Genomic DNA, 24,790 nt, shown 5'->3' with positions numbered 1-24,790 from the left:
GTCGGATGCGTCGCCTGGCGCATCCGACACCATGCGCCGATGCCTGATGCGACGCTTACCGCGTCTTATTATGCCTACCCACTGTTTTTACACCGATAATTTTTCCCCCACCTTTTTGCACTCATTCATATAAAAAATATATTTCCCCACGAAAACGATTGCTTTTTATCTTCAGATGAATAGAATGCGGCGGATTTTTTGGGTTTCAAACAGCAAAAAGGGGGAATTTCGTGTCGCAAGATAACAACTTTAGCCAGGGGCCAGTCCCGCAGTCGGCGCGGAAAGGGGTATTGGCATTGACGTTCGTCATGCTGGGATTAACCTTCTTTTCCGCCAGTATGTGGACCGGCGGCACTCTCGGAACCGGTCTTAGCTATCATGATTTCTTCCTCGCAGTTCTCATCGGTAATCTTCTCCTCGGTATTTACACTTCATTTCTTGGTTACATTGGCGCAAAAACCGGCCTGACCACTCATCTTCTTGCTCGCTTCTCGTTTGGTGTTAAAGGCTCATGGCTGCCTTCACTGCTGCTGGGCGGAACTCAGGTTGGCTGGTTTGGCGTTGGCGTGGCGATGTTTGCTATTCCGGTGGGCAAGGCAACCGGGCTGGATATTAATTTGCTGATTGCCGTTTCCGGTTTACTGATGACCGTCACCGTCTTCTTTGGCATTTCGGCGCTGACGGTACTTTCGGTGATTGCGGTTCCGGCGATTGCCTGCCTTGGCGGTTATTCCGTATGGCTGGCCGTTAACGGCATGGGCGGCCTGGAGGCATTAAAAGCGGTCGTTCCCGCACAACCGCTAGATTTCAATGTCGCACTGGCGCTGGTTGTGGGGTCATTTATCAGTGCGGGCACGCTCACCGCTGACTTTGTCCGGTTTGGTCGTAATGCCAAACTGGCGGTGCTGGTGGCGATGGTGGCCTTTTTCCTCGGCAACTCGTTGATGTTTATTTTCGGTGCAGCGGGCGCGGCGGCACTGGGGATGGCGGATATCTCTGATGTGATGATTGCTCAGGGTCTGCTGCTGCCCGCGATTGTGGTGCTGGGGCTGAATATCTGGACCTCCAACGATAACGCGCTCTATGCGTCGGGCTTAGGTTTCGCCAACATTACCGGGATGTCGAGCAAAACCCTTTCGGTAATCAACGGTATTATCGGCACGGTCTGCGCATTATGGCTGTATAACAATTTTGTCGGCTGGCTGACTTTCCTTTCGGCTGCTATTCCTCCGGTGGGTGGTGTGATCATCGCCGACTATCTGATGAACCGTCGCCGCTATGAGCACTTTGCGACCACGCGTATGATGAGTGTCAATTGGGTGGCGATTCTGGCGGTCGCACTGGGGATTGCCGCAGGCCACTGGTTACCGGGCATTGTTCCGGTCAACGCGGTATTAGGTGGCGCGCTGAGTTATCTGATCCTTAACCCGATTTTGAATCGCAAAACGACAGCTGCAATGACGCATGTGGAGGCTAACAGTGTCGAATAACGCTTTACAGACAATTATTAACGCCCGGTTACCCGGCAAAGAGGGGCTATGGCAGATTCATCTGCAGGACGGAAAAATCAGCGCCATTAATGCGCAATCCGGCGTGATGCCCGTAACAGAAAACAGCCTGGATGCCGAGCAAGGTTTAGTTTTACCGCCGTTTGTGGAGCCGCATATTCACCTGGATACCACGCAAACCGCCGGGCAACCGAACTGGAATCAGTCCGGCACGCTGTTTGAAGGCATTGAACGCTGGGCCGAGCGCAAAGCATTATTAACCCATGGCGATGTGAAACAACGCGCCTGGCAAACGCTGAAATGGCAGATTGCCAACGGTATTCAGCATGTGCGTACCCATGTCGATGTTTCGGATGCAACCCTGACTGCGCTAAAAGCGATGCTGGAAGTGAAGCAGGAAGTCGCGCCGTGGATTGATCTGCAAATCGTCGCCTTCCCGCAGGAAGGGATTTTGTCGTATCCCAACGGTGAAACGTTGCTGGAAGAGGCGTTACGCTTAGGGGCTGACGTAGTGGGGGCGATTCCGCATTTTGAATTTACCCGTGAATATGGCGTGGAGTCGCTGCATAAAACCTTCGCCCTGGCGCAAAAATACGACCGTCTCATCGATGTTCACTGTGATGAGATCGATGACGAACAGTCGCGCTTTGTCGAAACCGTTGCCGCCCTGGCTCACCGTGAAGGCATGGGCGCGCGAGTCACCGCCAGCCACACCACGGCAATGCACTCCTATAACGGGGCGTATACCTCGCGCCTGTTCCGTTTGCTGAAAATGTCCGGTATTAACTTTGTCGCCAACCCGCTGGTCAATATTCATCTACAAGGGCGTTTCGATACGTATCCAAAACGTCGCGGCATCACGCGCGTTAAAGAGATGCTGGAGTCCGGCATTAACGTCTGCTTTGGTCACGATGATGTCTTCGATCCGTGGTATCCACTGGGAACGGCGAATATGCTGCAAGTGCTGCATATGGGGCTGCATGTTTGTCAGTTGATGGGCTACGGGCAGATTAACGACGGCCTGAATTTAATCACCCACCATAGCGCCAGGACGTTGAATTTGCAGGATTACGGCATAGTCGCCGGAAACAGCGCTAACCTGATTATCCTGCCGGCTGAAAATGGGTTTGATGCGCTGCGCCGTCAGGTTCCGGTACGCTATTCGGTACGTGGTGGTAAGGTGATTGCCACCACGCAACCGGCACAAACCACCGTGTATCTGGAGCAGCCGGAAGCCATCGATTACAAACGGTAATCGGCTGGGTTGCAGCGAGCGTAGTTTATGTCGGATGCGGCGTGAACGCCTTGCACTGAACTCGTAGATACTGTTATGGCCTGCAAGTTTTTTTCTACCCCGGTTTCCCAGATTGCAGGCATGCCAGACACAGCGCCGTCAGGCGCTGTTTTTTTCATCCCTTCCGCGATTTTTACGCCGCTACCGGATTATGCCGTGACGCATCGAACGGGACCCCTGACTTCAGCACGCCATACGCCACCTGTGCCAGCTTGCGCATCATCGCGCCGAGAATCACCTTTCCTTTTTTGCCATTAGCCACCAGACGGTCACGGAACATCCGTCCCCACTCAGTCTTACTGGTGGCTACCATTGCAGGCATATACAACGCCCTGCGAAGCGACACATGTCCGGCTTTACTCAACCGGCTTGCCCCTCTCACACTACTGCCTGATTCATAACGCCGTGGTGTCAGACCCGCAAAAGCGGCGAACTGTCTGGCATGGGCGAAGCGGTCCTTCAGACCGATATAAGCCAGCAATACCGCAGATGTTTTCTCTCCGATACCCGGGATACTTTCCAGCAGTTTTCTGCGGTGTTTCATATCCGGATCATCGTCTGTCAGGTCTTTTATCTGCTTCTCAAGACGCTTCAGCTCTGCTTCAAGCCACAGAAGATGAGCATCAATGCTCGGCCTCTGGACTTCCCGCGCCGTTTCAGTGCGGTTCAGTTCCTGCGTGTGCATATCTGTCAGCGCCTGGTGGCGTACTACCAGGGCACGCAACGCGCGTTCAAGCGGGTGAGGCGCTTCCCAGGCTGCAGGGCGCTTCTGACGACAGAACTCTGCCAGCATGCGCGCATCCACGGTATCAGTCTTGTTACGCAGTCCTTCACTCTGAGCGAAAGCTTTACCCAGTGCAGGATTAATAACTGACACTATGTAACCTGCATCGTAAAGGCACTCTGCGACAGGTTCCATATAGGTGCCGGTCGCTTCGATGCAGATATGCGCATGGCCAATCTTGTGACCTTTCAGCCAGCTCACCAGCTCATCGTGCCCTTTAGTGGTGTTAGCGAATTTTTTGGTGCGATGACGACCATCAGGACGCAACACATCGACATCCAGTTTCTCTTTAGCGGTGTCGATACCGATATAATGAAGTTCATGTTCCATCGTGAAACCAACCTTGCAAATACGGATTACCGGGAAAACCGGTCCATGATACTGTCCGGTTTATCACTTTGGGAGAAAGGCAGTCCGCTGCATAAATCTACGCAACAGGTTGAAAACCTAAGGCCCGATACGGCATGCGGACTGCAGGCAGAGAAAACTGGCCGATTTTCTCTGCACAGGAGGGATAATACAAGGCCTGATAAGCGTCGCGCATCAGGCAATTCCAGCCGCTGACCTGTGTCAGCGGCTACCGCGATTCATTCCCGCCAACAACCGCGCATTCATCCAACGCCATTTGCAAAAATGCCTTTGCGGCGGCTGTCTGCCAGCTATTTTTCCGCCGCAACAAAACCGCCGTTCTCTCCAGTAACGGTGGGGCAAGGGATATAGCTTTAAGCCCGTCATGTTGTGTGGCAATCGCTGCTGGCAACAATGTGGAAAGGGAAGTGCGGCGAATCAGCGCCAGAACTGCGCTAATTGAGTTCGCCTCTATCACCACCTGTGGATGTAGCCCCGCTTTCTCGCAGTAGTGGTCAATTTGCTCTCTGGTGGCAAATTCCGCGCTGAGCAGTACCAGTTTTTCATCATGCAAGCAACTCAACGCCACCTGTTCATGGACTGCCAGTGGATGATGTTGCGCCACGACTAACGCTAAACTTTCTGTCAGTAAAGGTATTGCCTCCAGTTCCGGCGAATGCACCGGCGCGAAGGCAATCCCAACATCCAGCTCGTCGCGGCAAAGCAGATCTTCGATTTTCTCCTGTGACATTTCCTGTAGCTGGAGCGTGATGCCGGGATAACGCGCATAGAAATCCGCCATTAAAGGGCCGATAAAGTAGCTCGTGAAGGTGGGGGTGACGGCGATGCGCAGCGATCCTCGCGTCAAATCGGCAACATCATGAATCGCCCGTTTACCCGCCCCCAGTTCCTGTAACGCACGGCTGGCGTACTGTCGCCAGACTTCTCCCGCATCGGTGAGACGAATCGTTCGCCCGCTACGGTCAAACAGCGGTACGCCCAAACTCTCTTCTAACTGGCGAATCTGCTGGGAAAGCGCAGGTTGGGAGATATGCAACGCACTGGCGGCACGGGTGAAGCTGCCATGTTCAGCCACGGCAAGAAAGTAATTGATATGTCGAGAGAGCATTCGCCAACCTATAAGTAAATCCAATAGAACTTATCATAAATGAGTCTTTTACCTTATGGCAATCGGCGAGTAGTCTGCCTCTCATTCCAGAGACAGAGGTTAACGGTGAAAGAGATTATTGATGGATTCCTTAAATTCCAGCGCGAGGCATTTCCTGAGCGGGAAGCCTTGTTTAAACAGCTGGCGACACAGCAAAGCCCGCGCACACTTTTTATCTCCTGCTCCGACAGCCGTCTGGTCCCTGAGCTGGTGACGCAACGCGAACCTGGCGATCTGTTCGTGATTCGCAACGCGGGCAATATCGTCCCTTCCTACGGACCGGAACCTGGTGGCGTTTCTGCTTCGGTGGAGTATGCCGTCGCTGCGCTTCGGGTATCTGACATTGTGATTTGCGGTCATTCCAACTGTGGCGCGATGACTGCCATTGCCAGCTGTCAGTGCATGGACCATATGCCTGCTGTTTCCCACTGGCTGCGTTATGCCGATTCAGCCCGCGTCGTTAATGAGGCGCGCCCGCATTCCGATTTAGCGTCAAAAGCTGCGGCGATGGTACGTGAAAACGTCATTGCTCAGTTGGCTAATTTGCAAACTCATCCATCGGTGCGCCTGGCGCTCGAAGAGGGGCGGATCGCCCTGCACGGCTGGGTCTACGACATTGAAAGCGGCAGTATCGCAGCCTTTGACGGCGCAACCCGCCAGTTTGTGCCACTGGCAGCTAATCCTTGCGTTTGTGCCATACCGCTACGCCAGCCGACCGCAGCGTAACCTTATTTTTAAACCATCAGGAGATTCACCATGATTCAGTCGCAAATTAACCGCAATATTCGTCTTGATCTTGCCGATGCCATTTTGCTCAGCAAAGCTAAAAAAGATCTCTCATTTGCCGAGATTGCCGACGGCACCGGGCTGGCAGAAGCCTTTGTGACCGCGGCTTTGCTGGGTCAGCAGGCGCTTCCTGCCGACGCCGCCCGCCTGGTCGGGGCGAAGCTGGAGCTTGACGAAGACGCCATTTTACTGTTGCAGATGATTCCACTGCGTGGCTGCATTGATGACCGTGTTCCAACCGACCCAACGATGTACCGTTTCTATGAAATGTTGCAGGTGTACGGTACGACCCTGAAAGCGTTGGTTCATGAGAAGTTTGGTGATGGCATTATCAGTGCGATTAACTTCAAACTCGACGTCAAGAAAGTGGCGGACCCGGAAGGTGGCGAACGTGCTGTCATCACTTTAGATGGTAAATATCTGCCGACCAAACCGTTCTGACAGCCATGCGCGACCATCAAAAGACGTTCACGATGCTGCTGGTTCTGGTGCTGATTGGTCTTAATATGCGACCACTGCTCACCTCCGTCGGGCCACTGCTACCGCAATTGCGCCAGGCGAGCGGAATGAGCTTTAGCGTGGCTGCCCTGTTGACCGCTCTGCCGGTGGTCACCATGGGCGGGCTGGCGCTGGCCGGAAGCTGGCTTCATCAGCATGTCAGCGAACGTCGCAGCGTCGCCATCAGTTTGTTGCTGATTGCCGTCGGTGCATTGATGCGTGAGCTTTACCCTCAAAGTGTGCTGCTGCTTAGCAGCGCACTGCTCGGTGGAGTGGGGATCGGCATCATTCAGGCGGTGATGCCTTCGGTGATTAAACGGCGGTTTCAGCAGCGCACGCCACTGGTGATGGGGCTGTGGTCTGCGGCTCTGATGGGCGGCGGTGGACTTGGTGCCGCCCTGACGCCCTGGTTAGTTCAACACAGCGAGATTTGGTTCCAGACTCTCGCCTGGTGGGCGCTGCCTGCCATTATTGCGCTCTTTGCCTGGTGGTGGCAAAGCTCCCGCGAGGTCGTATCTTCCCACAAGACAACAACCACTCCGGTTCGCGTAGTCTTCACTCCCCGCGCCTGGACGCTGGGTGTTTACTTCGGTCTGATTAACGGCGGTTACGCCAGTCTGATTGCCTGGTTACCCGCCTTCTATATTGAGATTGGTGCCAGCGCGCAGTACAGCGGTTCCTTGCTGGCATTGATGACGCTTGGGCAAGCCGCAGGAGCTTTGCTGATGCCAGCTATGGCTCGCCATCAGGATCGGCGCAAACTATTAATGCTGGCACTGGCGTTACAACTGGTGGGTTTCTGCGGCTTTATCTGGCTGCCGCTGCAATTGCCGGTATTGTGGGCAATGGTGTGTGGGTTAGGTCTGGGTGGCGCATTTCCGCTCTGTTTGCTGCTGGCGCTCGATCACTCTGCGCAACCCGCTATTGCTGGCAAACTGGTGGCGTTTATGCAGGGGATCGGTTTTATCATTGCCGGGCTTGCTCCGTGGTTTTCTGGTGTGCTGCGTAGTATCAGTGGCAATTACCTGATGGACTGGGCGTTTCATGCGCTGTGCGTCGTTGGGCTGATGATCATAACCCTGCGTTTTGCACCAGCACGTTTTCCGCAGCTGTGGGTCAAAGAGGCATGATGCGACGCTTGTTCCTGCGCTTTGTTCATGCCGGATGCGGCCTACGTAGATCACTGAATTTGTATGCCTGATAAGCGAAGCGCATCAGGCAATTTTGCTAATTTAAACTGAAGACTCAACTTTATAATCTCTGAAATAATATTGCTTATCCCGGTCGTTTATTTCGCGAATAACCCGACAAGGAACGCCAGCCGCCACGACGTTTGGTGGAATGTCTTTTGTGACGACACTACCCGCGCCAATAACAGAATTATCCCCGATGGTGACGCCTGGATTAATAACCACATGGCTGCCGATCCAGACGTTATTACCAATCGTTATCGCAAAAGAGTACATCTCTCCGTTTTTTCTTAATTCATGGTGTACAGGGTGTCCCGTAACGGAAATGGTAACGTTGGGGGCAATCAGTACGTTATCACCGATCGTTACCGTGTAGTCATCGACAATGGTTAAATTGAAATTTGCATAAAAATTGCGGCCTATATGGATGTTGGAGCCGTAAGAGAAATAGACGGGTGGTTCTACCCAGGCGTTTTCCCCTACCGTGGCAAACATTTCTTTAAGCAGGCTTTCCCTTTTTTCAACTTCTGATGGATGCGAGTGATTAAACTCATACATTAACGTTTTCCCACGAAGTCTTTTTTCCGGTAAGCCTTCGCACATATCGGTAAATAGCTTGCCTGCTTTTATTCTTTCTGTCATTGGCATGTTCATTGCGATCATTCCGTCCTGATATGTTGGTCGGATAAGGCGCTCGCGCCGCATCCGACATTGATTACTTAAGCGACTTCATTCACCTGACGACGCAGCAGGGAAAGCGGGCCGGGGCCGCTAAGCGTGAACACGGAAATTAAGGTGAAGCCCAGCGCCACCAGACCCAGCACCAGATAAGCGCCCTGGAAACCGATGCTTTCATACATATTGCCCGCCAGTACAGACATAAAAATCATCGCCAGTTGCTTAAAGAAGCAGAAACAGACCAGATAAATCGTCGCTGAAAAACGCACTTCAAACTGGCTGGTAATATATTTAAAGCAGCCCACCAGCAGGAACGGTACTTCAAACATATGCAGCGTTTTCAGAATAACCACTTCCAGCGCTGAGGTGGCGAATGATGAGCCAATAATACGTACAGACATAATAGTGCCAGCCAGCAGCAGGGCGTTTTTCCCACCGATGCGATTAATGATCAGTGGCGCAAAGAACATAATCGAGGCGTTAAGTAATTCGCCCATTGTCGTTACGTAGCCAAATACCCGCGTACCCTGTTCACCGGTGGCAAAGAACGAAGTAAAGAAATTAGCAAACTGTTGGTCAAAAACATCGTAGGTGCAGGAAACGCCAATAACATACAGTGACAAAAACCACAGTTTTGGCTGTCTGAACAGTTCCAGCGCCAGCTTAAGGCTAAATGCCGAATGGTTGGCACCTACCGCATTGGCAACTGTGGCGGAAGAGGGCGCATCCGTTTTGGCGAAAAAGAGCAAAACGGCGAGGATGAGTGCACAGCCAGAACCCAGCCAGAAAACAAACTGATTATTGATGGTGAACATGATGCCGACAATCGAGGCACACAGCGCCCAGCCAACACAGCCAAACATCCGCGCGCGACCAAATTCGAAATTACTGCGACGGCTGACTTTCTCGATAAATGCTTCTACTGCTGGCGCTCCGGCGTTAAAACAAAAGCCAAGATAAATGCCACCAACAATCGAGCCTACAAGAATGTTGTATTGTAACAGTGGCCCGAAGATAAAAATAAAGAACGGCGCAAACATTACTAACATGCCGGTAATCATCCACAGCAGGTATTTGCGCAGCCCGAGTTTGTCAGAAAGCAGACCAAACAGCGGTTGGAATAATAGCGAGAACAGAGAAATAGCGGCAAAAATAATACCCGTATCACTTTTGCTGATATGGTTGATGTCATGTAGCCAAATGGGGAAAAACGGGAAGTAGGCTCCCATGATAAAAAAATAAAAGAAAAAGAAAAAACCGAACATCCAAAAGTTTGTGTTTTTTAAATAGTACATAATGGATTTCCTTACGCGAAATACGGGCAGACATGGCCTGCCCGGTTATTATTATTTTTGACACCAGACCAACTGGTAATGGTAGCGACCGGCGCTCAGCTGGAATTCCGCCGACACTGACGGGCTCCAGGAGTCGTCGCCACCAATTCCCATATGGAAACCGTCGATATTTAGCCATGTGCCTTCTTCCGCGCGCAGCAGATGGCGATGGCTGGTTTCCATCAGTTGTTGTTGGCTGTAGCGGCTGATGTTGAACTGGAAGTCGCCGCGCCACTGGTGTGGTCCATAATTCAATTCGCGCGTCCCGCAGCGCAGACCGTTTTCGCTCGGGAAGACGTACGGGGTATACATGTCTGACAATGGCAAGTCCCAGCGGTCAAAACAGGCCGCAGTCAGACGGTCGGGATAGTTTTCTTGCGGCCCTAATCCGAGCCAGTTTACCCGCTCTGCGACATGTGCGAGCTCGCAGGTCAGGCCAATCCGCGCTGGATGCGGTGTGTCGCTCGCTACTTCAACACCCACACTGACGACCATCTCACCGCGCCCATCGATACGGTAGGTTTTCCGGCTGATAAATAAGGTTTTCCCCTGATGCTGCCAGGCGTGGACAGTGGTAATCAGCACCGCGTCGGCAAGCGTATCTGCCGTGCACTGCAACAACGCGGCTTCGGCCTGGTAATGGCCCGCCGCCTTCCAGCGTTCTACCCAGGCATTCGGGTCAATGCGGGTCGCTTCACTGACGCCAATGTCGTTATCCAGCGGGGCACGGGTGAACTGATCGCGCAGCGGCGTCAGCAGTTGTTTTTCATCGCCAATCCACATCTGTGAAAGAAAGCCTGACTGGCGGTTAAATTGCCAACGCTTATTACCCAGCGCGATGCAAAAATCCGTTTCGCTGGTGGTCAGTTGCGGGATGGCATGGGACGTGGAGGGGAGTGCCACACTGAGGTTTTCCGCCAGTCGCCATTGTTGCCAGGCGCTGATGTGTCCGGCTTCTGACCAGGCGGTCGCGTTAGGTTGCACTACGTGTACCGTAAGCCAGAGTTGTCCGGCGCTCTCCGGCCGCGGCAGTTCAGGCAGTTCAATCAACTGTTTACCTTGTGGAGCGACAGTCAGAGGCACTTCACCGCTTGCCAGCGGCTTGCCATCCAGCGCCACCGACCAGTGCAGGAGCTCGTTATCGCTATGACGAAACAGGTATTCGCTGGTCACTTCGATGGTTCGCCCGGATAAACGGAACTGGAAAAACTGCTGTTGGTGTTTTGCTTCTGTCATTGCCGGATGTGGCGTGCGGTCGGCAAAGACCAGACCGTTCATGCAGAACTGGCGATCGTTCGGCGTATCGCCAAAGTCACCACCGTAAGCCGACCATGGGTTGCCGTTTTCATCATATTTAATCAGCGACTGATCCACCCAGTCCCAGACGAATCCACCCTGTAAACGGGGGTACTGACGAAACGCCTGCCAGTATTTCGCGAAGCCGCCAAGACTGTTACCCATTGCGTGGGCGTATTCGCAAAGGATCAGCGGGCGCGTCTCTCCAGGCAGCGAAAGCCATTTTTTAATGGACCATTTCGGCACAGCCGGGAAGGGCTGGTCTTCATCCACGCGCGCGTACATCGGGCAAATAATATCGGTTGCAGAAGTGTCGGCTCCGCCGCCTTCATACTGCACCGGGCGGGAAGGATCGACAGATTTAATCCAGCGATAGAGTGCGTCGTGATTGGCACCGTGGCCCGATTCATTACCCAGCGACCAGATAATTACGCTCGGGTGATTTCGATCGCGCTGCACCATCCGCGTTACGCGTTCACTCATGGCCGGTAGCCAGCGTGGATCATCGGTCAGTCGATTCATCGGCACCATGCCGTGGGTTTCAATATTGGCTTCATCCACCACATACAGGCCGTAGCGGTCGCACAGCGTGTACCACAGCGGGTGGTTCGGATAATGCGAACAGCGCACGGCGTTAAAGTTGTTCTGCTTCATCAGCAGGATATCCTGCACCATCGTTTGCTCATCCATGACCTGACCATGCAGAGGATGATGCTCGTGACGGTTAACGCCGCGAATCAGCAACGGCTTGCCGTTCAACAGCAGCAGACCATTTTCAATCCGCACCTGGCGGAAACCGACATCACAGGCTTCCGCTTCAATTAGCGTGCCGTCGGCGGTGTGCAGTTCAATAACTGCACGATAGAGATTCGGGAGTTCGGCGCTCCACAGCGCCGGGTTTTCAACGTTCAGGCGTAGCGTGACGCGATCGGCATAACCACCACGTTCATCGATAATTTCGCCGCCGAAAGGCGCGGTACCGCTGGCGACCTGCATTTCACCCTGCCACAAAGAAACCGTCACCCGCAGCTCATCGCGCAGCTCGCCATACATCTGAACTTCTGCTTCCAGTACCGCGCGGCTGAAATCATCATTAAAGTGAGTGGCAACATGGAAATCGCTGATTTGTGTGGTCGGTTTATGCAGCAACGAGACGTCACGGAAAATGCCGCTCATTCGCCACATATCCTGATCTTCCAGATAGCTACCGTCACTCCAGCGCAGCACCATCACCGCGAGGCGGTTATCTCCGGCGCGTAAAAATGCGCTGAGGTCAAATTCAGACGGCAAACGGCTGTCCTGTCCGTAACCGACCCAGCGCCCGTTGCACCACAAATGAAACGCCGAGTTAATGCCATCAAAAATAATTCGCGTCTGGCCTTCCTGTAACCAGCTTTCATCAACATTAAATGTGAGCGAGTAACAACCTGTCGGATTCTCCGTGGGAACAAACGGTGGATTGACTGCAATGGGATAGGTCACATTGGTGTAGATAGGCGCATCGTAACCGAGCATCTGCCAGTTTGAGGGGACGACGACAGTATCGGCGTCAGGAAGATCGCGTTCCAGCCAACTTTCCGGCACCGCTTCTGGGGACGGGAACCAGGCAAATTGCCACTCACCATTCAGGCTGCGTAACTGCCGGGAAGGGCGATTATTGCGGGCCTCTTCACTATTTCGCCAGCTGGCGAAAGGAGGATGCGCCGCAAGGCGGTTGAGTTGGGTAACGCCAGGGTTTTCCCAGTCACGACGTTGTAATACGACGGCCAGTGAATCCGTAATCATGGTCATAGCTGTATCCTGTGTGAAATTGTTATCCGCTCACAATTTCATACAACATACGAGTCGGACACATCAGGTGTAAAGCCTGGGGTGCCTAATGAGTGAGCTGACTCACATTAATTGCGTTGCGCTCACTGCTCGCTTTCCAGTCGGGAAATTTGTCGCGCCAGCTGCATTAAGGAATCAGCCAACGCCTGGGGAGAAGCGGTTTGCGCATTGGGTGGCAGGGTGGTTTTTCGTTTCACCAGTGAGACGGGCAACAGCTGATTGCCCTTCACTGCCTGGCCCTGAGAGAGTTGCAGCAAGCGGTCCACGCTGGTTTGCCCAAGCAGGCGAAAATCCTGTTTGATGGTCGTTAATGGCGGGATATAACACGAGCTGTCTTCGGTATCGTCGTATCCCACTACCGAGATATCCGCGCCGACGCGCAGCCCGAACTCGGTAATGGCGCGCATTGCACCCAGCGCCATCTGATCGTTGGCAACCAGCATCGCAGTAGGAATGATGCCCTCATTCAGCATCTGCATGGTTTGATGAAAACCGGACATGGCGCTCCAGTCGCCTTCCCGTTCCGCTATCGGTTGAATTTGATTGTGTTTAAGATATTTATGCCAGCCCGCCAGACGCAGACGCGCCGAGACAGAACTTAATGGGCCCGCTAACAGCGCGATTTGCTGGTGACCCAATGCGACCAAATGCTCTACGCCCAGCCGCGTACCGTCTTCATGGGAAAAAATAATACTGTTGATGGGAGTCTGGTCAGAGACATCAAGAAATAGCGCCGGAACATTAGCGCAGGCTGCCTCCACAGCAATGGCATCCTGGTCATCCAGCGGATAGTTGATGATCAGACCACTTACGCGTTGCGCGAGAAGATTGTGTACTGCCGCTTTACAGGCTTCGACACCGCTTCTTTCTACCATAGACACCACCACGCTGGCACCCAGTTGATCGGCGCGAGATTTAATCGCCGCGACAATTTGCGACGGTGCGTGCAGGGCCAGACTGGAGGTGGCAACGCCAATCAGCAACGACTGTTTGCCCGCTAACTGTTGTGCTACGCGGTTGGGAATGTAATTTAGCTCCGCCATCGCCGCTTCCACTTTTTCCCGCGTTTTCGCTGAAACGTGGCTGGCCTGATTCACCACGCGGGAAACGGTCTGATAAGAGACACCGGCATACTCCGCGACATCGTATAGCGTTACTGGTTTCACATTCACCACCCTGAATTGACTTTCTTCCGGGCGCTATCATGCCATACCACGAAAGGTTTTGCGCCATTCTGCGGGGCTGACGCCGAAGTGAGATTTAAAATGCTGACGCCAGGTCACAGGTGAGAGAAAACCCACCTCAGCCGCTATCCGCTCAACGGGCAACTGACTGGATCCCAACAGTTCCTGGCTACGGCGTAAGCGTTCAGTGATGAGCCATTCGGCGATACTCGAACCGGTCGCTTTCATAAAATGACGGGTTAGTGTGCGGCGACTCATCATTACTCGCTGAGCCAGCGAGTCGAGATCATGCTGTTGCGCAATGTTTTGCCGCAGGTAATCCAGCAGGAGGTTAATGCGTTCATCATGGGTATTTTTCGGCACCGGTTGCTCTATAAACTGCGCCTGACCGCCGGTGCGATATGGCGGTACGACCATCCGTCGGGCAATATGGTTAGCATAGTCGCTGCCAAAATGTTGCCGAACAATATACAAACAGCAATCCAGCGCCGCGGCAGTACCGGCAGAGGTAATAATGCCATCATCGTCTACATACAACGCGTTAATATCCAGATGTGTTTGTGGAAAACGTGCCTGAAATTCACGCTCGAACTCCCAGTGCGTGGCAGCACGCTTATTGTTCAGTAAACCTGCATAGCCGAGCACAAACGTGCCCAGGCAAAGCCCGACAATCTGTGCCCCGTTATCTCGTGCGGTCGTTAAGGCTTCCAGCAGTTTTTGTGGCGGTTTTTGTGTAATTGTTCCCCAGTAAGGAATTATCACAATATCCGCCTGGATGACTGCCGTATAGTCATGGGTGGCGGTTACGGAAAACCCATCGGCAGAGTCCACGTTTCCCGGCTTTTCAGCGCAGATAATTACATGAAAGCGTTTTTTCTCCGCCATTTTTTCGCTAAACACGATAAACGGTACGGAAAGGTGAAAAGGACTAAAACCGGCAACGGCGATAATGGCAACAGTTAGCGGGCGCATAACACTCTTTATCTCCGAATTAGAATGTCAACGTTTCACCATCTTCTGGTACGTTCACAAATTCGATAATTTGATTATCTCTGGCGTATTCCTTGAGCGCATCACGCGTCAGCAAACAGTGGTTTACGGCCTCCATATGTGTCGCGACAATTTGCGCTTCTGGCAGGGTGAAATGTGTTTTGAGAATATCTTCAGCTCCCATAATTATCGCGCCATGCCCCAGAACATGCGCAAATCCGGCATTCAACACCACCACTTCTGGTTGGAAAGTTAGCATTGTAGCCTCGACGTCATCACGCCAGAGGGTATCGCCAGCCAGATAGAGCGTTTTCTCTGTCGGGTGCTGGAAAACAACGCCGCAGGCTGCGCCTAAACGCTTCGCCATAGCCGGGTCTGCATAGGTGTGATCGGAGCCGTGCTGCCCTGTCGTTTTATGCAGAGTAATATCGCCAAATTTAGTCTCGTCGGCAAGTACGGTAAGATGCGTAAATCCTTGTTTATGCAGTGATTCAGCATCTTGCTCATTTTGCACATAAATCCGTTTATCTTTGGGGACGACGCGGGAGGCTGTTTCGTCCCAGTGATCTTCATGCAAATGGGTCACTATTAGGGCGTCAACGTTGAGTAACGTTGTTAAATCGCACGGTAATTCTACCGTTGGATTGCGGATTTCTGCGCGTGCCGTTCCGGCAAAACCCGGATAACTTCCTTTAGGCGCGAGTAACGGGTCAATAAGAAATGTTTTGCCAGCGTATTGGATAATTTGGGTGGCATTACGAATTTGAGTAATTTTCATGATTTGCTCCACATCACAGTATTGATGGCATTAGCGTAGCGTGCAGCCCGTACTGTGCATGTGGGCAAATGGGCGAATAACGATGAGAATGGGCCAAATTACACATTGGCGCAACTAGCGTAAATGCACGCCGCTTCGCCGTCCGGCCACCAGAATAGCCTGCGATTCAACCCCTTCTTCGATCTGTTTTGCTACCCGTTGTAGCGCCGGAAGATGCTTTTCCGCTGCCTGTTCGATGGTCATTGCGCTTGCCATATACACCAGATTCAGACAGCCAATCACCCGTTGTTCACTGCGTAGGGGCACGGCAATGGAGGCGATCTTCTCTTCCTGATCCCAGCCACGGTAGTTCTGTCCGTAACCCTCTTTGCGTGCGCGCGCCAGAATGGCTTCCAGCTTTAACGGTTCCCGTGCCAGTTGATAGTCATCACCGGGGCGGGCGGCTAACATTTCGATTAACTCCTTGCGTTCTTGTTCCGGGCAAAAGGCCAGCCAGGTCAGGCCCGAGGCGGTTTTCAGGAGCGGTAAACGCCGTCCGACCATTGCCCGGTGAAAAGATAAACGGCTGAAACGGTGGGTGGTTTCGCGTACCACCATTGTATCAACATCCAGCGTGGACACATCTGTCGGCCATACCACTTCGCGCAACAGATCGCCCAGCAGCGGGGCTGCCAGTGCAGAAATCCATTGTTCGTCACGAAATCCTTCGCTTAATTGCCGCACTTTGATGGTCAGACGAAAACTGTCATCGGAGGTACTGCGCCGGACATATCCCTCTTCCTGCAGCGTTTCCAGCAGTCGCCGCACAGTGGTGCGATGCAGGCCGCTGAGCTCCGCCAGCAGCCCGACGCTGGCACCGCCATCGAGTTTATTTAACATATTTAATAACATTAGACCGCGGGTTAAGCCGCGCACGGTTTTGTATTCCGTCTGCTCATCTTTCTGCATATTAATTGACATTTCTATAGTTAAAACAACGTTGTGCACTTGGTGCACACTCAGGCATGTTTTGATTGTAGCCGAAAACACCCTTCCTATACTGAGCGCACAATAAAAAATCATTTACATGTTTTTAACAAAATAAGTTGCGTTGAACTGTGCGCGCAACGGCATTTTTTCCGAGTCGTGAGGTACTGAAATGGCAATACAACACCCTGACATCCAGCCTGCTGTTAACCATTGCGTTCAGGTGGCGATCGCTGGTGCCGGTCCGGTCGGGCTGATGATGGCGAACTATCTCGGTCAGATGGGCATTGACGTGCTGGTGGTGGAGAAACTCGATAAGTTGATCGACTATCCACGCGCGATTGGAATTGATGACGAGGCGCTGCGCACCATGCAGTCGGTTGGCCTTGTCGATAATGTTCTGCCGCACACTACGCCGTGGCATGCGATGCGTTTTCTTACCCCAAAAGGCCGCTGTTTTGCTGATATTCAGCCAATGACCGATGAATTTGGCTGGCCGCGTCGTAACGCCTTTATTCAGCCGCAGGTCGATGCGGTGATGCTGGAAGGGTTGTCGCGGTTTCCGAATGTGCGCTGCCTGTTTTCCCGCGAGCTGGAGGCCTTCAGCCAGCAAGATGACGAAGTGACCTTGTATCTGAAAACGGCAGAAGGGCAGCGGGAAACGGTCAAAGCCCAGTGGCTGGTAGCCTGTGACGGTGGAGCAAGTTTTGTCCGGCGCACCCTGAATGTGCCGTTTGAAGGTAAAACCGCACCAAATCAGTGGATTGTGGTGGATATCGCCAACGATCCGTTAAGTACGCCGCATATCTATTTGTGTTGCGATCCGGTGCGCCCGTATGTTTCTGCGGCTCTGCCTCATGCGGTACGTCGCTTTGAATTTATGGTGATGCCGGGCGAAACCGAAGAACAGCTCCGCGAGCCGCAAAATATGCGCAAGCTGTTAAGCAAAGTGCTGCCTAATCCGGACAACGTCGAGTTGATTCGCCAGCGTGTCTACACCCACAACGCGCGACTGGCACAACGTTTTCGTATTGACCGCGTACTGCTGGCGGGCGATGCCGCACATATCATGCCGGTGTGGCAGGGGCAGGGCTATAACAGTGGTATGCGCGACGCCTTTAACCTCGCCTGGAAACTGGCGTTGGTTATCCAGGGGAAAGCTCGCGATGCGCTGCTCGATACCTATCAACAAGAACGTCGCGATCACGCCAAAGCGATGATTGATCTGTCGGTGACGGCGGGCAACGTACTGGCTCCGCCGAAACGCTGGCAGGGTACGTTACGTGACGGTGTTTCCTGGCTGCTGAATTATCTGCCGCCAGTAAAACGCTACTTTCTCGAAATGCGCTTCAAGCCGATGCCGCAATATTACGCCGGTGCGCTGGTGCGTGAAGGCGAAGCGAAACACTCTCCGGTCGGCAAGATGTTTATTCAGCCGAAAGTTACGCTGGAAAACGGCGACGTGACGTTGCTCGATAACGCGATCGGCGCGAACTTCGCGGTAATTGGCTGGGGATGCAATCCACTGTGGGGGATGAGCGATGAGCAAATCCAGCAATGGCGCGCGCTGGGTACTCGCTTCATTCAGGTGGTGCCGGATGTGCAAATTCATACCGCGCAGGATAACTACGACGGCGTGCTGCGCGTGGGCGATACGCAAGGTCGCCTGCGTAGCTGGTTCGCACAACATAATGCTTCGCTAGTGGTGATGCGCCCGGATCGCTTTGTTGCCGCCATCGCCATTCCGCAAACTCTGGGTAATACGCTGAATAAACTGGCGTCCGTGATGACACTCAACCGTCCTGATGTCGACGTTTCTGTCGAAAAGGTAGCCTGATATGCACGCTTATCTTCACTGTCTTTCCCACTCGCCGCTGGTAGGGTATGTCGACCCGGCGCAAGAGATACTCGATGAGGTCAATGGCGTGATTGCCAGTGCCCGCGAGCGTATTGCGGCCTTCTCCCCTGAACTGGTGGTGCTGTTTGCGCCAGATCATTACAACGGTTTTTTCTATGACGTGATGCCACCCTTCTGTTTAGGCGTTGGGGCGACGGCAATTGGCGATTTCGGCAGTGCGGCAGGAGAGCTTCCTGTGCCTGTGGAGTTGGCGGAGGCTTGTGCGCATGCCGTCATGAAGAGCGGGATTGATCTTGCCGTTTCTTACTGTATGCAGGTGGATCATGGGTTCGCCCAGCCGCTGGAGTTCTTGCTCGGTGGGCTGGATAAGGTGCCGGTCCTGCCTGTATTCATCAACGGTGTCGCCACGCCGCTACCTGGTTTTCAGCGTACCCGCATGTTGGGTGAAGCCATTGGACGTTTCACCAGCACGCTGAATAAGCGCGTGCTGTTCCTGGGTTCCGGTGGGCTTTCCCATCAGCCGCCGGTGCCAGAACTGGCGAAAGCGGATGCCCATATGCGCGATCGTCTGTTGGGTAGCGGGAAAGATTTGCCCGCCAATGAGCGCGAAATGCGCCAGCAACGGGTGATTAGCGCCGCTGAGAGGTTTGTTGAGGATCAGAGAACTCTGCATCCGCTCAACCCGATTTGGGATAACCAGTTCATGTCTTTGCTGGAGCAGGGACGCATACAGGAACTGGATGCCGTCAGTAACGAAGAGCTTTCCGCCATTGCAGGAAAGTCGACACATGAAATCAAAACCTGGGTCGCTGCTTTTGCCGCTATTTCTGCGTTTGGCAACTGGCGTAGCGAAGGGCGTTATTACCGCCCGATCCCGGAGTGGATTGCCGGATTTGGCTCGTTAAGCGCCAGAACAGAGAACTGAATATGCAGGAGAAGATGATGAGTTATCAGCCACAAACCGAAGCCGCCACCAGCCGTTTTCTGAATGTAGAAGAAGCGGGTAAAACGCTGCGCATCCATTTTAATGACTGCGGTCAAGGCGACGAAACCGTTGTCCTGCTGCACGGCTCCGGCCCGGGGGCTACGGGCTGGGCGAACTTCAGCCGCAATATCGATCCGCTGGTAGAAGCTGGTTATCGGGTGATCCTGCTGGATTGTCCTGGTTGGGGTAAGAGCGATTCGATCGTTAACAGTGGTTCGCGATCGGATCTCAATGCGCGCATCCTGAAAAGCGTGGTGGATCAACTGGATATCGCCAAATTCCACCTGCTGGGCAACTCGATGGGCGGCCACAGTTCTGTGGCGTTCACCCTTAACTGGCCGGAGCGCGTCGGCAAACTGGTGCTGATGGGCGGCGGTACAGGTGGCATGAGTTTGTTTACGCCGATGCCAACTGAAGGCATTAAGCGACTGAATCAGCTTTATCGCCAGCCGACTATCGAAAATCTGAAGCTGATGATGGATATCTTCGTTTTCGATACCAGCGATTTGACCGACGCCCTGTTTGAAGCGCGCCTGAATAATATGCTGTCGCGCCGCGATCACCTGGAAAACTTCGTTAAGAGCCTGGAAGCCAATCCGAAACAGTTCCCGGATTTTGGCCCACGTCTGACGGAAATCAAAGCGCAAACTCTGATTGTCTGGGGGCGTAACGACCGTTTTGTGCCGATGGATGCAGGGCTGCGTCTGCTTTCTGGCATCGCCGGTTCTGAGCTGCATATCTTCCGCGACTGTGGTCACTGGGCTCAGTGGGAACATGCCGACGCTTTCAATCAACTGGTGCTGAATTTCCTCGCACGTCCTTAAGGAACGGTCATGACGAAGCATACTCTTGAGCAACTGGCGGCGGATTTACGCCGCGCCGCAGAACAGGGCGAAGCGATTGCACCGCTACGCGATCTGATTGGTATCGATAACGCTGAAGCGGCCTACAGCATTCAGCACATAAATGTGCAACATGACGTCGCGCTGGGGCGTCGCGTTGTGGGGCGTAAAGTGGGACTGACGCATCCGAAAGTGCAGCAACAACTGGGGGTTGATCAACCGGATTTCGGAACATTATTTGCCGACATGTGTTATGGCGATAACGAAACCATTCCTTTTTCCCGTGTTCTGCAACCTCGTATTGAAGCAGAGATCGCACTGGTGCTAAACCGCGATTTACCCGCAACGGATATTACCTTCGACGAACTGTATAACGCCATTGAATGGGTGCTTCCGGCGCTGGAAGTGGTGGGCAGCCGTATTCGCGACTGGTCGATTCAGTTTGTCGATACCGTGGCAGATAACGCCTCCTGTGGGGTATATGTCATCGGTGGTCCGGCGCAACGTCCGGCAGGGTTAGATCTGAAAAACTGCACTATGACGATGACGCGTAATAACGAAGAGGTTTCCAGCGGGCGCGGCAGCGAATGTCTGGGGCATCCACTTAATGCCGCCGTCTGGCTGGCACGCAAAATGGCCAGCCTGGGTGAACCGCTGCGCGCCGGAGATATCATTCTTACCGGAGCATTAGGTCCGATGGTGGTGGTAAATGCGGGCGATCGTTTTGAAGCCCATATCGAAGGCATAGGTTCAGTTGCTGCGACATTTTCAAACGCAGCCCTAAAAGGAAGTCTGTCATGAGTAAGCGTAAAGTCGCCATTATCGGTTCTGGCAACATTGGCACCGATCTGATGATTAAAATTTTGCGTCACGGTCAGCATCTGGAGATGGCGGTAATGGTCGGCATTGATCCTCAGTCCGACGGTCTGGCGCGTGCCAGACGTATGGGCGTCGCTACCACCCATGAAGGGGTGATTGGGCTGATGAACATGCCTGAATTTGCTGATATCGATATAGTGTTTGATGCGACCAGCGCGGGCGCACATGTGAAAAACGATGCCGCTTTGCGCGAAGCGAAACCGGATATTCGCTTAATCGACCTGACGCCAGCTGCCATCGGCCCTTACTGCGTGCCGGTCGTTAATCTCGACGCAAACGTCGATCAATTGAACGTCAACATGGTCACCTGCGGCGGCCAGGCCACCATTCCGATGGTAGCGGCGGTTTCACGCGTGGCGCGTGTTCATTACGCCGAAATCATCGCTTCTATCGCCAGTAAATCTGCTGGCCCTGGCACGCGTGCCAATATCGATGAATTTACGGAGACCACCTCTCGAGCCATTGAAGTCGTAGGCGGCGCGGCAAAAGGGAAGGCGATTATTGTGCTTAATCCGGCAGAGCCGCCGTTGATGATGCGCGACACGGTGTATGTATTGAGCGATGAAGCTTCACAAGATGATATCGAAGCCTCAATCAATGAAATGGCTGAGGCGGTGCAGGCTTACGTACCGGGATATCGCCTGAAACAGCGCGTGCAGTTTGAAGTTATCCCGCAGGATAAACCGGTTAATTTACCGGGCATTGGTCAGTTCTCTGGGCTGAAAACGGCGGTCTGGCTGGAGGTCGAAGGCGCAGCGCATTATCTGCCTGCCTACGCAGGCAACCTCGACATTATGACTTCCAGTGCGCTGGCGACAGCAGAAAAAATGGCCCAGTCACTGGCGCGCAAGGCAGGAGAAGCGGCATGAACGGTAAAAAACTTTATATCTCGGACGTCACGTTGCGTGACGGTATGCACGCCATTCGTCATCAGTATTCACTTGAAAATGTCCGCCAGATTGCCAAAGCACTGGATGATGCCCGCGTGGATTCGATTGAAGTGGCCCACGGCGACGGTTTGCAGGGGTCCAGCTTTAACTATGGTTTCGGTGCGCATAGCGACCTTGAATGGATTGAAGCAGCGGCGGATGTGGTGAAGCACGCCAAAATCGCGACGTTATTGCTGCCAGGAATTGGCACTATTCACGATCTGAAAAATGCCTGGCAGGCTGGCGCGCGGGTGGTTCGTGTGGCAACGCACTGTACCGAAGCTGATGTTTCCGCTCAGCATATTCAGTATGCCCGCGAACTCGGAATGGATACCGTTGGCTTTCTGATGATGAGCCACATGACCACGCCAGAGAATCTCGCAAAACAGGCAAAGCTGATGGAAGGCTACGGTGCGACCTGTATTTATGTGGTGGATTCTGGCGGTGCGATGAACATGAGCGATATCCGTGACCGTTTCCGCGCCCTGAAAGCGGTGCTCAAACCGGAAACGCAAACCGGCATGCATGCTCACCATAACTTGAGTCTTGGCGTGGCGAACTCTATCGCGGCGGTGGAAGAGGGCTGTGACCGCATCGACGCTAGCCTCGCGGGGATGGGCGCGGGTGCAGGTAACGCACCGCTGGAAGTGTTTATTGCCGCCGCGGATAAACTGGGCTGGCAGCATGGGACCGATCTCTATGCGTTAATGGATGCCGCTGACGACCTGGTGCGTCCGTTGCAGGATCGTCCGGTACGTGTCGACCGCGAAACGCTGGCGCTGGGATACGCTGGTGTTTACTCAAGCTTTTTGCGTCACTGTGAAACGGCGGCGGCGCGTTATGGTTTAAGCGCGGTGGATATTCTCGTTGAGCTGGGTAAACGCCGGATGGTCGGCGGCCAGGAGGATATGATCGTCGACGTGGCGCTGGATCTGTGCAACAACAAATCATGTTGACTGCTGGCAACGTGCATTTTGTATACCCATCCCAGGCCTGATAAGACGCGTCAGCGTCGCATCAGGCAATGGCGCACGACTGCCGGATGCGGCATAAACGCCTTATCCGGCCTACGGATGGCGCGGGAATTTGTAGGCATGATAAGACGCGTCAGCGTCGCATCAGGCATCTGTGCACGACTGCCGGATGCGGCGTAAACGTCTTATCCGGCCTACGGATGGCGCGGGAATTTGTAGGCATGATAAGACGCGTCAGCGTCGAATCAGGCAATGGCGCACGACAGCCGGATGCGGCATAAACGCCTTATCCGGCCTACTTTCGTCCGTAGGCAGTCATTAAATGGTTTTGATTACGCGGCTGGCAATGTATCAGCCGCGATTCACCTGCATTCGCAACGAGGTTCATCTTATGTCGACTCGTACCCCTTCATCATCTTCATCCCGCCTGATGCTGACCATCGGGCTTTGTTTTTTAGTCGCTCTGATGGAAGGACTGGATCTTCAGGCGGCTGGCATTGCGGCGGGTGGCATCGCCCAGGCTTTTGCACTCGATAAAATGCAAATGGGCTGGATATTCAGTGCCGGAATACTCGGTTTGCTACCCGGCGCGCTGGTTGGCGGAATGCTGGCGGACCGTTATGGTCGTAAACGCATTTTGATTGGTTCAGTTGCGCTGTTTGGTTTGTTCTCGCTGGCAACGGCTATTGCCTGGGATTTCCCCTCACTGGTCTTTGCGCGGCTAATGACCGGTGTCGGGCTGGGGGCGGCGTTGCCGAATCTTATCGCCCTGACGTCTGAAGCGGCGGGGCCACGTTTTCGTGGAACGGCGGTGAGCCTGATGTATTGCGGGGTTCCCATTGGCGCGGCGCTGGCGGCGACACTGGGTTTTGCCGGGGCAAACTTAGCCTGGCAAACGGTGTTTTGGGTAGGTGGTGTGGTGCCGTTGATTCTGGTGCCACTGTTAATGCGCTGGCTGCCGGAGTCGGCGGTGTTCGCTGGCGAAAAACAGGCCGCGCCGCCGCTGCGTGCGTTATTTGCGCCCGACACGGCAACCGCAACGCTGCTGCTGTGGTTGTGTTATTTCTTCACTTTGCTGGTGGTCTACATGTTGATCAACTGGCTACCGCTGCTTTTAGTGGAACAAGGATTCCAGCCATCGCAGGCGGCAGGGGTGATGTTTGCACTACAAATGGGGGCGGCAAGCGGGACGTTAATATTGGGCGCACTGATGGATAAACTGCGTCCAATGATCATGTCGCTACTGATTTATAGCGGTATGTTAGCTTCGCTGTTAGCGCTGGGAACAGTGTCATCATTTAACGGTATGTTGCTGGCGGGATTCGTCGCAGGGTTGTTTGCAACAGGTGGGCAAAGCGTTTTGTATGCATTGGCTCCGTTGTTTTACAGTTCGCAGATCCGCGCAACCGGCGTGGGAACCGCCGTGGCGGTAGGGCGTCTGGGGGCTATGAGCGGTCCGTTACTGGCCGGGAAAATGCTGGCATTAGGTACTGGCACGGTTGGCGTAATGGCCGCTTCAGCGCCGGGTATTTTTGTTGCTGGCCTGGCAGTGTTTATTTTGATGAGCCGGAGATCACGAATGCAGCCGTGCGCCGATGCCTGACGCGCCTTATTAGGTAGGGGCGAAAGGGACTTGCCCCCAATACACCTACGGCGTTTACAGGTATACTCGCTAAAAATTATTCAGCGGG

The 24,790-nt window shown here is 53.7% G+C and carries 21 protein-coding genes; 12 read left to right on the top strand and 9 right to left on the bottom strand.

Translation table 11 applies throughout. The annotated features are described in order from the left end of the window. Positions 1-230 precede the first annotated feature (230 nt). Both codB and codA read left to right on the top strand, forming a co-directional pair. Positions 231-1,490, top strand: a complete 1,260-nt coding sequence (gene codB, locus AABJ99_RS18090) for a cytosine permease (protein WP_338387396.1) — start codon at positions 231-233, stop codon at positions 1,488-1,490. After that, complete coding sequence (gene codA, locus AABJ99_RS18085; RefSeq protein WP_039021054.1) at positions 1,480-2,763, top strand: cytosine/isoguanine deaminase; 1,284 nt, start codon at positions 1,480-1,482, stop codon at positions 2,761-2,763. The genes codB and codA overlap by 11 nt, the downstream gene beginning before the upstream one ends. 172 nt (positions 2,764-2,935) lie before the next feature. Here the strand turns inward: codA and AABJ99_RS18080 are convergent, their stop codons facing one another. Next, complete coding sequence (locus AABJ99_RS18080; RefSeq protein ID WP_332219181.1) at positions 2,936-3,916, bottom strand: IS110-like element IS621 family transposase; 981 nt, start codon at positions 3,914-3,916, stop codon at positions 2,936-2,938. A gap of 247 nt (positions 3,917-4,163) precedes the next feature. Beyond that, positions 4,164-5,063 (bottom strand): transcriptional regulator CynR, encoded by a 900-nt coding sequence (gene cynR / locus AABJ99_RS18075; RefSeq protein ID WP_105278254.1) that lies wholly within the window; start codon positions 5,061-5,063, stop codon positions 4,164-4,166. 105 nt (positions 5,064-5,168) lie between these two features. Here cynR and cynT point away from each other — a divergent pair, with 105 nt between their 5' ends. From cynT to cynX, 3 genes are read left to right on the top strand one after another with little or no spacing between them, the layout of a single operon-like run. Next, a complete protein-coding gene (gene cynT, locus AABJ99_RS18070; protein ID WP_000658634.1) occupies positions 5,169-5,828 on the top strand; it encodes a carbonic anhydrase CynT in 660 nt (219 codons plus the stop codon). Positions 5,829-5,858: 30 nt separating this feature from the next. Continuing rightward, positions 5,859-6,329: a cyanase gene (gene cynS / locus AABJ99_RS18065; RefSeq protein ID WP_000616244.1), complete on the top strand. Its 471-nt coding sequence runs from the start codon at positions 5,859-5,861 to the stop codon at positions 6,327-6,329. Between the two features lie 32 nt (positions 6,330-6,361). Next, entirely contained in the window at positions 6,362-7,516 is a 1,155-nt protein-coding gene (gene cynX, locus AABJ99_RS18060) for a cyanate transporter CynX (RefSeq protein ID WP_248793895.1), read from the top strand. Between the two features lie 102 nt (positions 7,517-7,618). Here the strand turns inward: cynX and lacA are convergent, their stop codons facing one another. The 7 genes from lacA to mhpR all read right to left on the bottom strand — a co-directional run bounded on the left by lacA (position 7,619) and on the right by mhpR (position 16,614). After that, positions 7,619-8,230 carry a galactoside O-acetyltransferase gene (gene lacA / locus AABJ99_RS18055; RefSeq protein ID WP_039021961.1) on the bottom strand — a complete coding sequence of 204 codons (612 nt, stop codon included), beginning with the start codon at positions 8,228-8,230 and terminating at the stop codon, positions 7,619-7,621. A gap of 65 nt (positions 8,231-8,295) precedes the next feature. Continuing rightward, positions 8,296-9,549, bottom strand: a complete 1,254-nt coding sequence (lacY, locus tag AABJ99_RS18050) for a lactose permease (protein WP_000291532.1) — start codon at positions 9,547-9,549, stop codon at positions 8,296-8,298. 51 nt (positions 9,550-9,600) lie between these two features. After that, positions 9,601-12,675, bottom strand: a complete 3,075-nt coding sequence (gene lacZ / locus AABJ99_RS18045; protein ID WP_039021957.1) for a beta-galactosidase — start codon at positions 12,673-12,675, stop codon at positions 9,601-9,603. A 122-nt stretch (positions 12,676-12,797) separates the two neighbouring features. Further along, positions 12,798-13,880 (bottom strand): DNA-binding transcriptional repressor LacI, encoded by a 1,083-nt coding sequence (lacI, locus tag AABJ99_RS18040; protein WP_072039662.1) that lies wholly within the window; start codon positions 13,878-13,880, stop codon positions 12,798-12,800. Positions 13,881-13,916: 36 nt separating this feature from the next. After that, the gene (locus AABJ99_RS18035) at positions 13,917-14,870 is read right to left on the bottom strand and encodes a GlxA family transcriptional regulator (protein ID WP_001247700.1); all 954 of its coding nucleotides are present in this window, start codon (positions 14,868-14,870) and stop codon (positions 13,917-13,919) included. 19 nt (positions 14,871-14,889) lie between these two features. Then, positions 14,890-15,666, bottom strand: a complete 777-nt coding sequence (locus AABJ99_RS18030; protein ID WP_039021956.1) for an MBL fold metallo-hydrolase — start codon at positions 15,664-15,666, stop codon at positions 14,890-14,892. A 114-nt stretch (positions 15,667-15,780) separates the two neighbouring features. Further along, positions 15,781-16,614 (bottom strand): DNA-binding transcriptional regulator, encoded by an 834-nt coding sequence (gene mhpR, locus AABJ99_RS18025; protein ID WP_039021955.1) that lies wholly within the window; start codon positions 16,612-16,614, stop codon positions 15,781-15,783. A gap of 190 nt (positions 16,615-16,804) precedes the next feature. Between mhpR and mhpA the strand changes: the two genes are divergently transcribed. From mhpA to mhpT, 7 genes are all read left to right on the top strand, one after another. Beyond that, on the top strand, positions 16,805-18,469 hold the full coding sequence (mhpA, locus tag AABJ99_RS18020; RefSeq protein WP_001007398.1) for a bifunctional 3-(3-hydroxy-phenyl)propionate/3-hydroxycinnamic acid hydroxylase: 1,665 nt from the start codon (positions 16,805-16,807) through the stop codon (positions 18,467-18,469). A 1-nt stretch (position 18,470) separates the two neighbouring features. Continuing rightward, positions 18,471-19,415, top strand: coding sequence for a 2,3-dihydroxyphenylpropionate/2,3-dihydroxicinnamic acid 1,2-dioxygenase (gene mhpB, locus AABJ99_RS18015; protein ID WP_000543449.1), 945 nt, complete (start codon positions 18,471-18,473; stop codon positions 19,413-19,415). 17 nt (positions 19,416-19,432) lie between these two features. Beyond that, a complete protein-coding gene (gene mhpC, locus AABJ99_RS18010) occupies positions 19,433-20,299 on the top strand; it encodes a 2-hydroxy-6-oxonona-2,4-dienedioate hydrolase (RefSeq protein ID WP_039021953.1) in 867 nt (288 codons plus the stop codon). Positions 20,300-20,308: 9 nt separating this feature from the next. Then, positions 20,309-21,118: a 2-keto-4-pentenoate hydratase gene (gene mhpD / locus AABJ99_RS18005; RefSeq protein ID WP_039021952.1), complete on the top strand. Its 810-nt coding sequence runs from the start codon at positions 20,309-20,311 to the stop codon at positions 21,116-21,118. Next, positions 21,115-22,065, top strand: a complete 951-nt coding sequence (mhpF, locus tag AABJ99_RS18000; RefSeq protein WP_000044306.1) for an acetaldehyde dehydrogenase — start codon at positions 21,115-21,117, stop codon at positions 22,063-22,065. The genes mhpD and mhpF overlap by 4 nt, the downstream gene beginning before the upstream one ends. Further along, on the top strand, positions 22,062-23,081 hold the full coding sequence (gene mhpE / locus AABJ99_RS17995; RefSeq protein ID WP_001013506.1) for a 4-hydroxy-2-oxovalerate aldolase: 1,020 nt from the start codon (positions 22,062-22,064) through the stop codon (positions 23,079-23,081). The genes mhpF and mhpE overlap by 4 nt, the downstream gene beginning before the upstream one ends. A gap of 409 nt (positions 23,082-23,490) precedes the next feature. Further along, on the top strand, positions 23,491-24,702 hold the full coding sequence (gene mhpT / locus AABJ99_RS17990; RefSeq protein ID WP_001353415.1) for a 3-(3-hydroxy-phenyl)propionate transporter MhpT: 1,212 nt from the start codon (positions 23,491-23,493) through the stop codon (positions 24,700-24,702). The last annotated feature ends 88 nt before the right edge of the window (positions 24,703-24,790 follow it).

This window comes from Escherichia coli (assembly GCF_036503815.1).
In the GTDB taxonomy this organism is placed as follows: domain Bacteria; phylum Pseudomonadota; class Gammaproteobacteria; order Enterobacterales; family Enterobacteriaceae; genus Escherichia; species Escherichia coli_F.
This window is presented reverse-complemented; position numbering and strand designations above follow the sequence as displayed.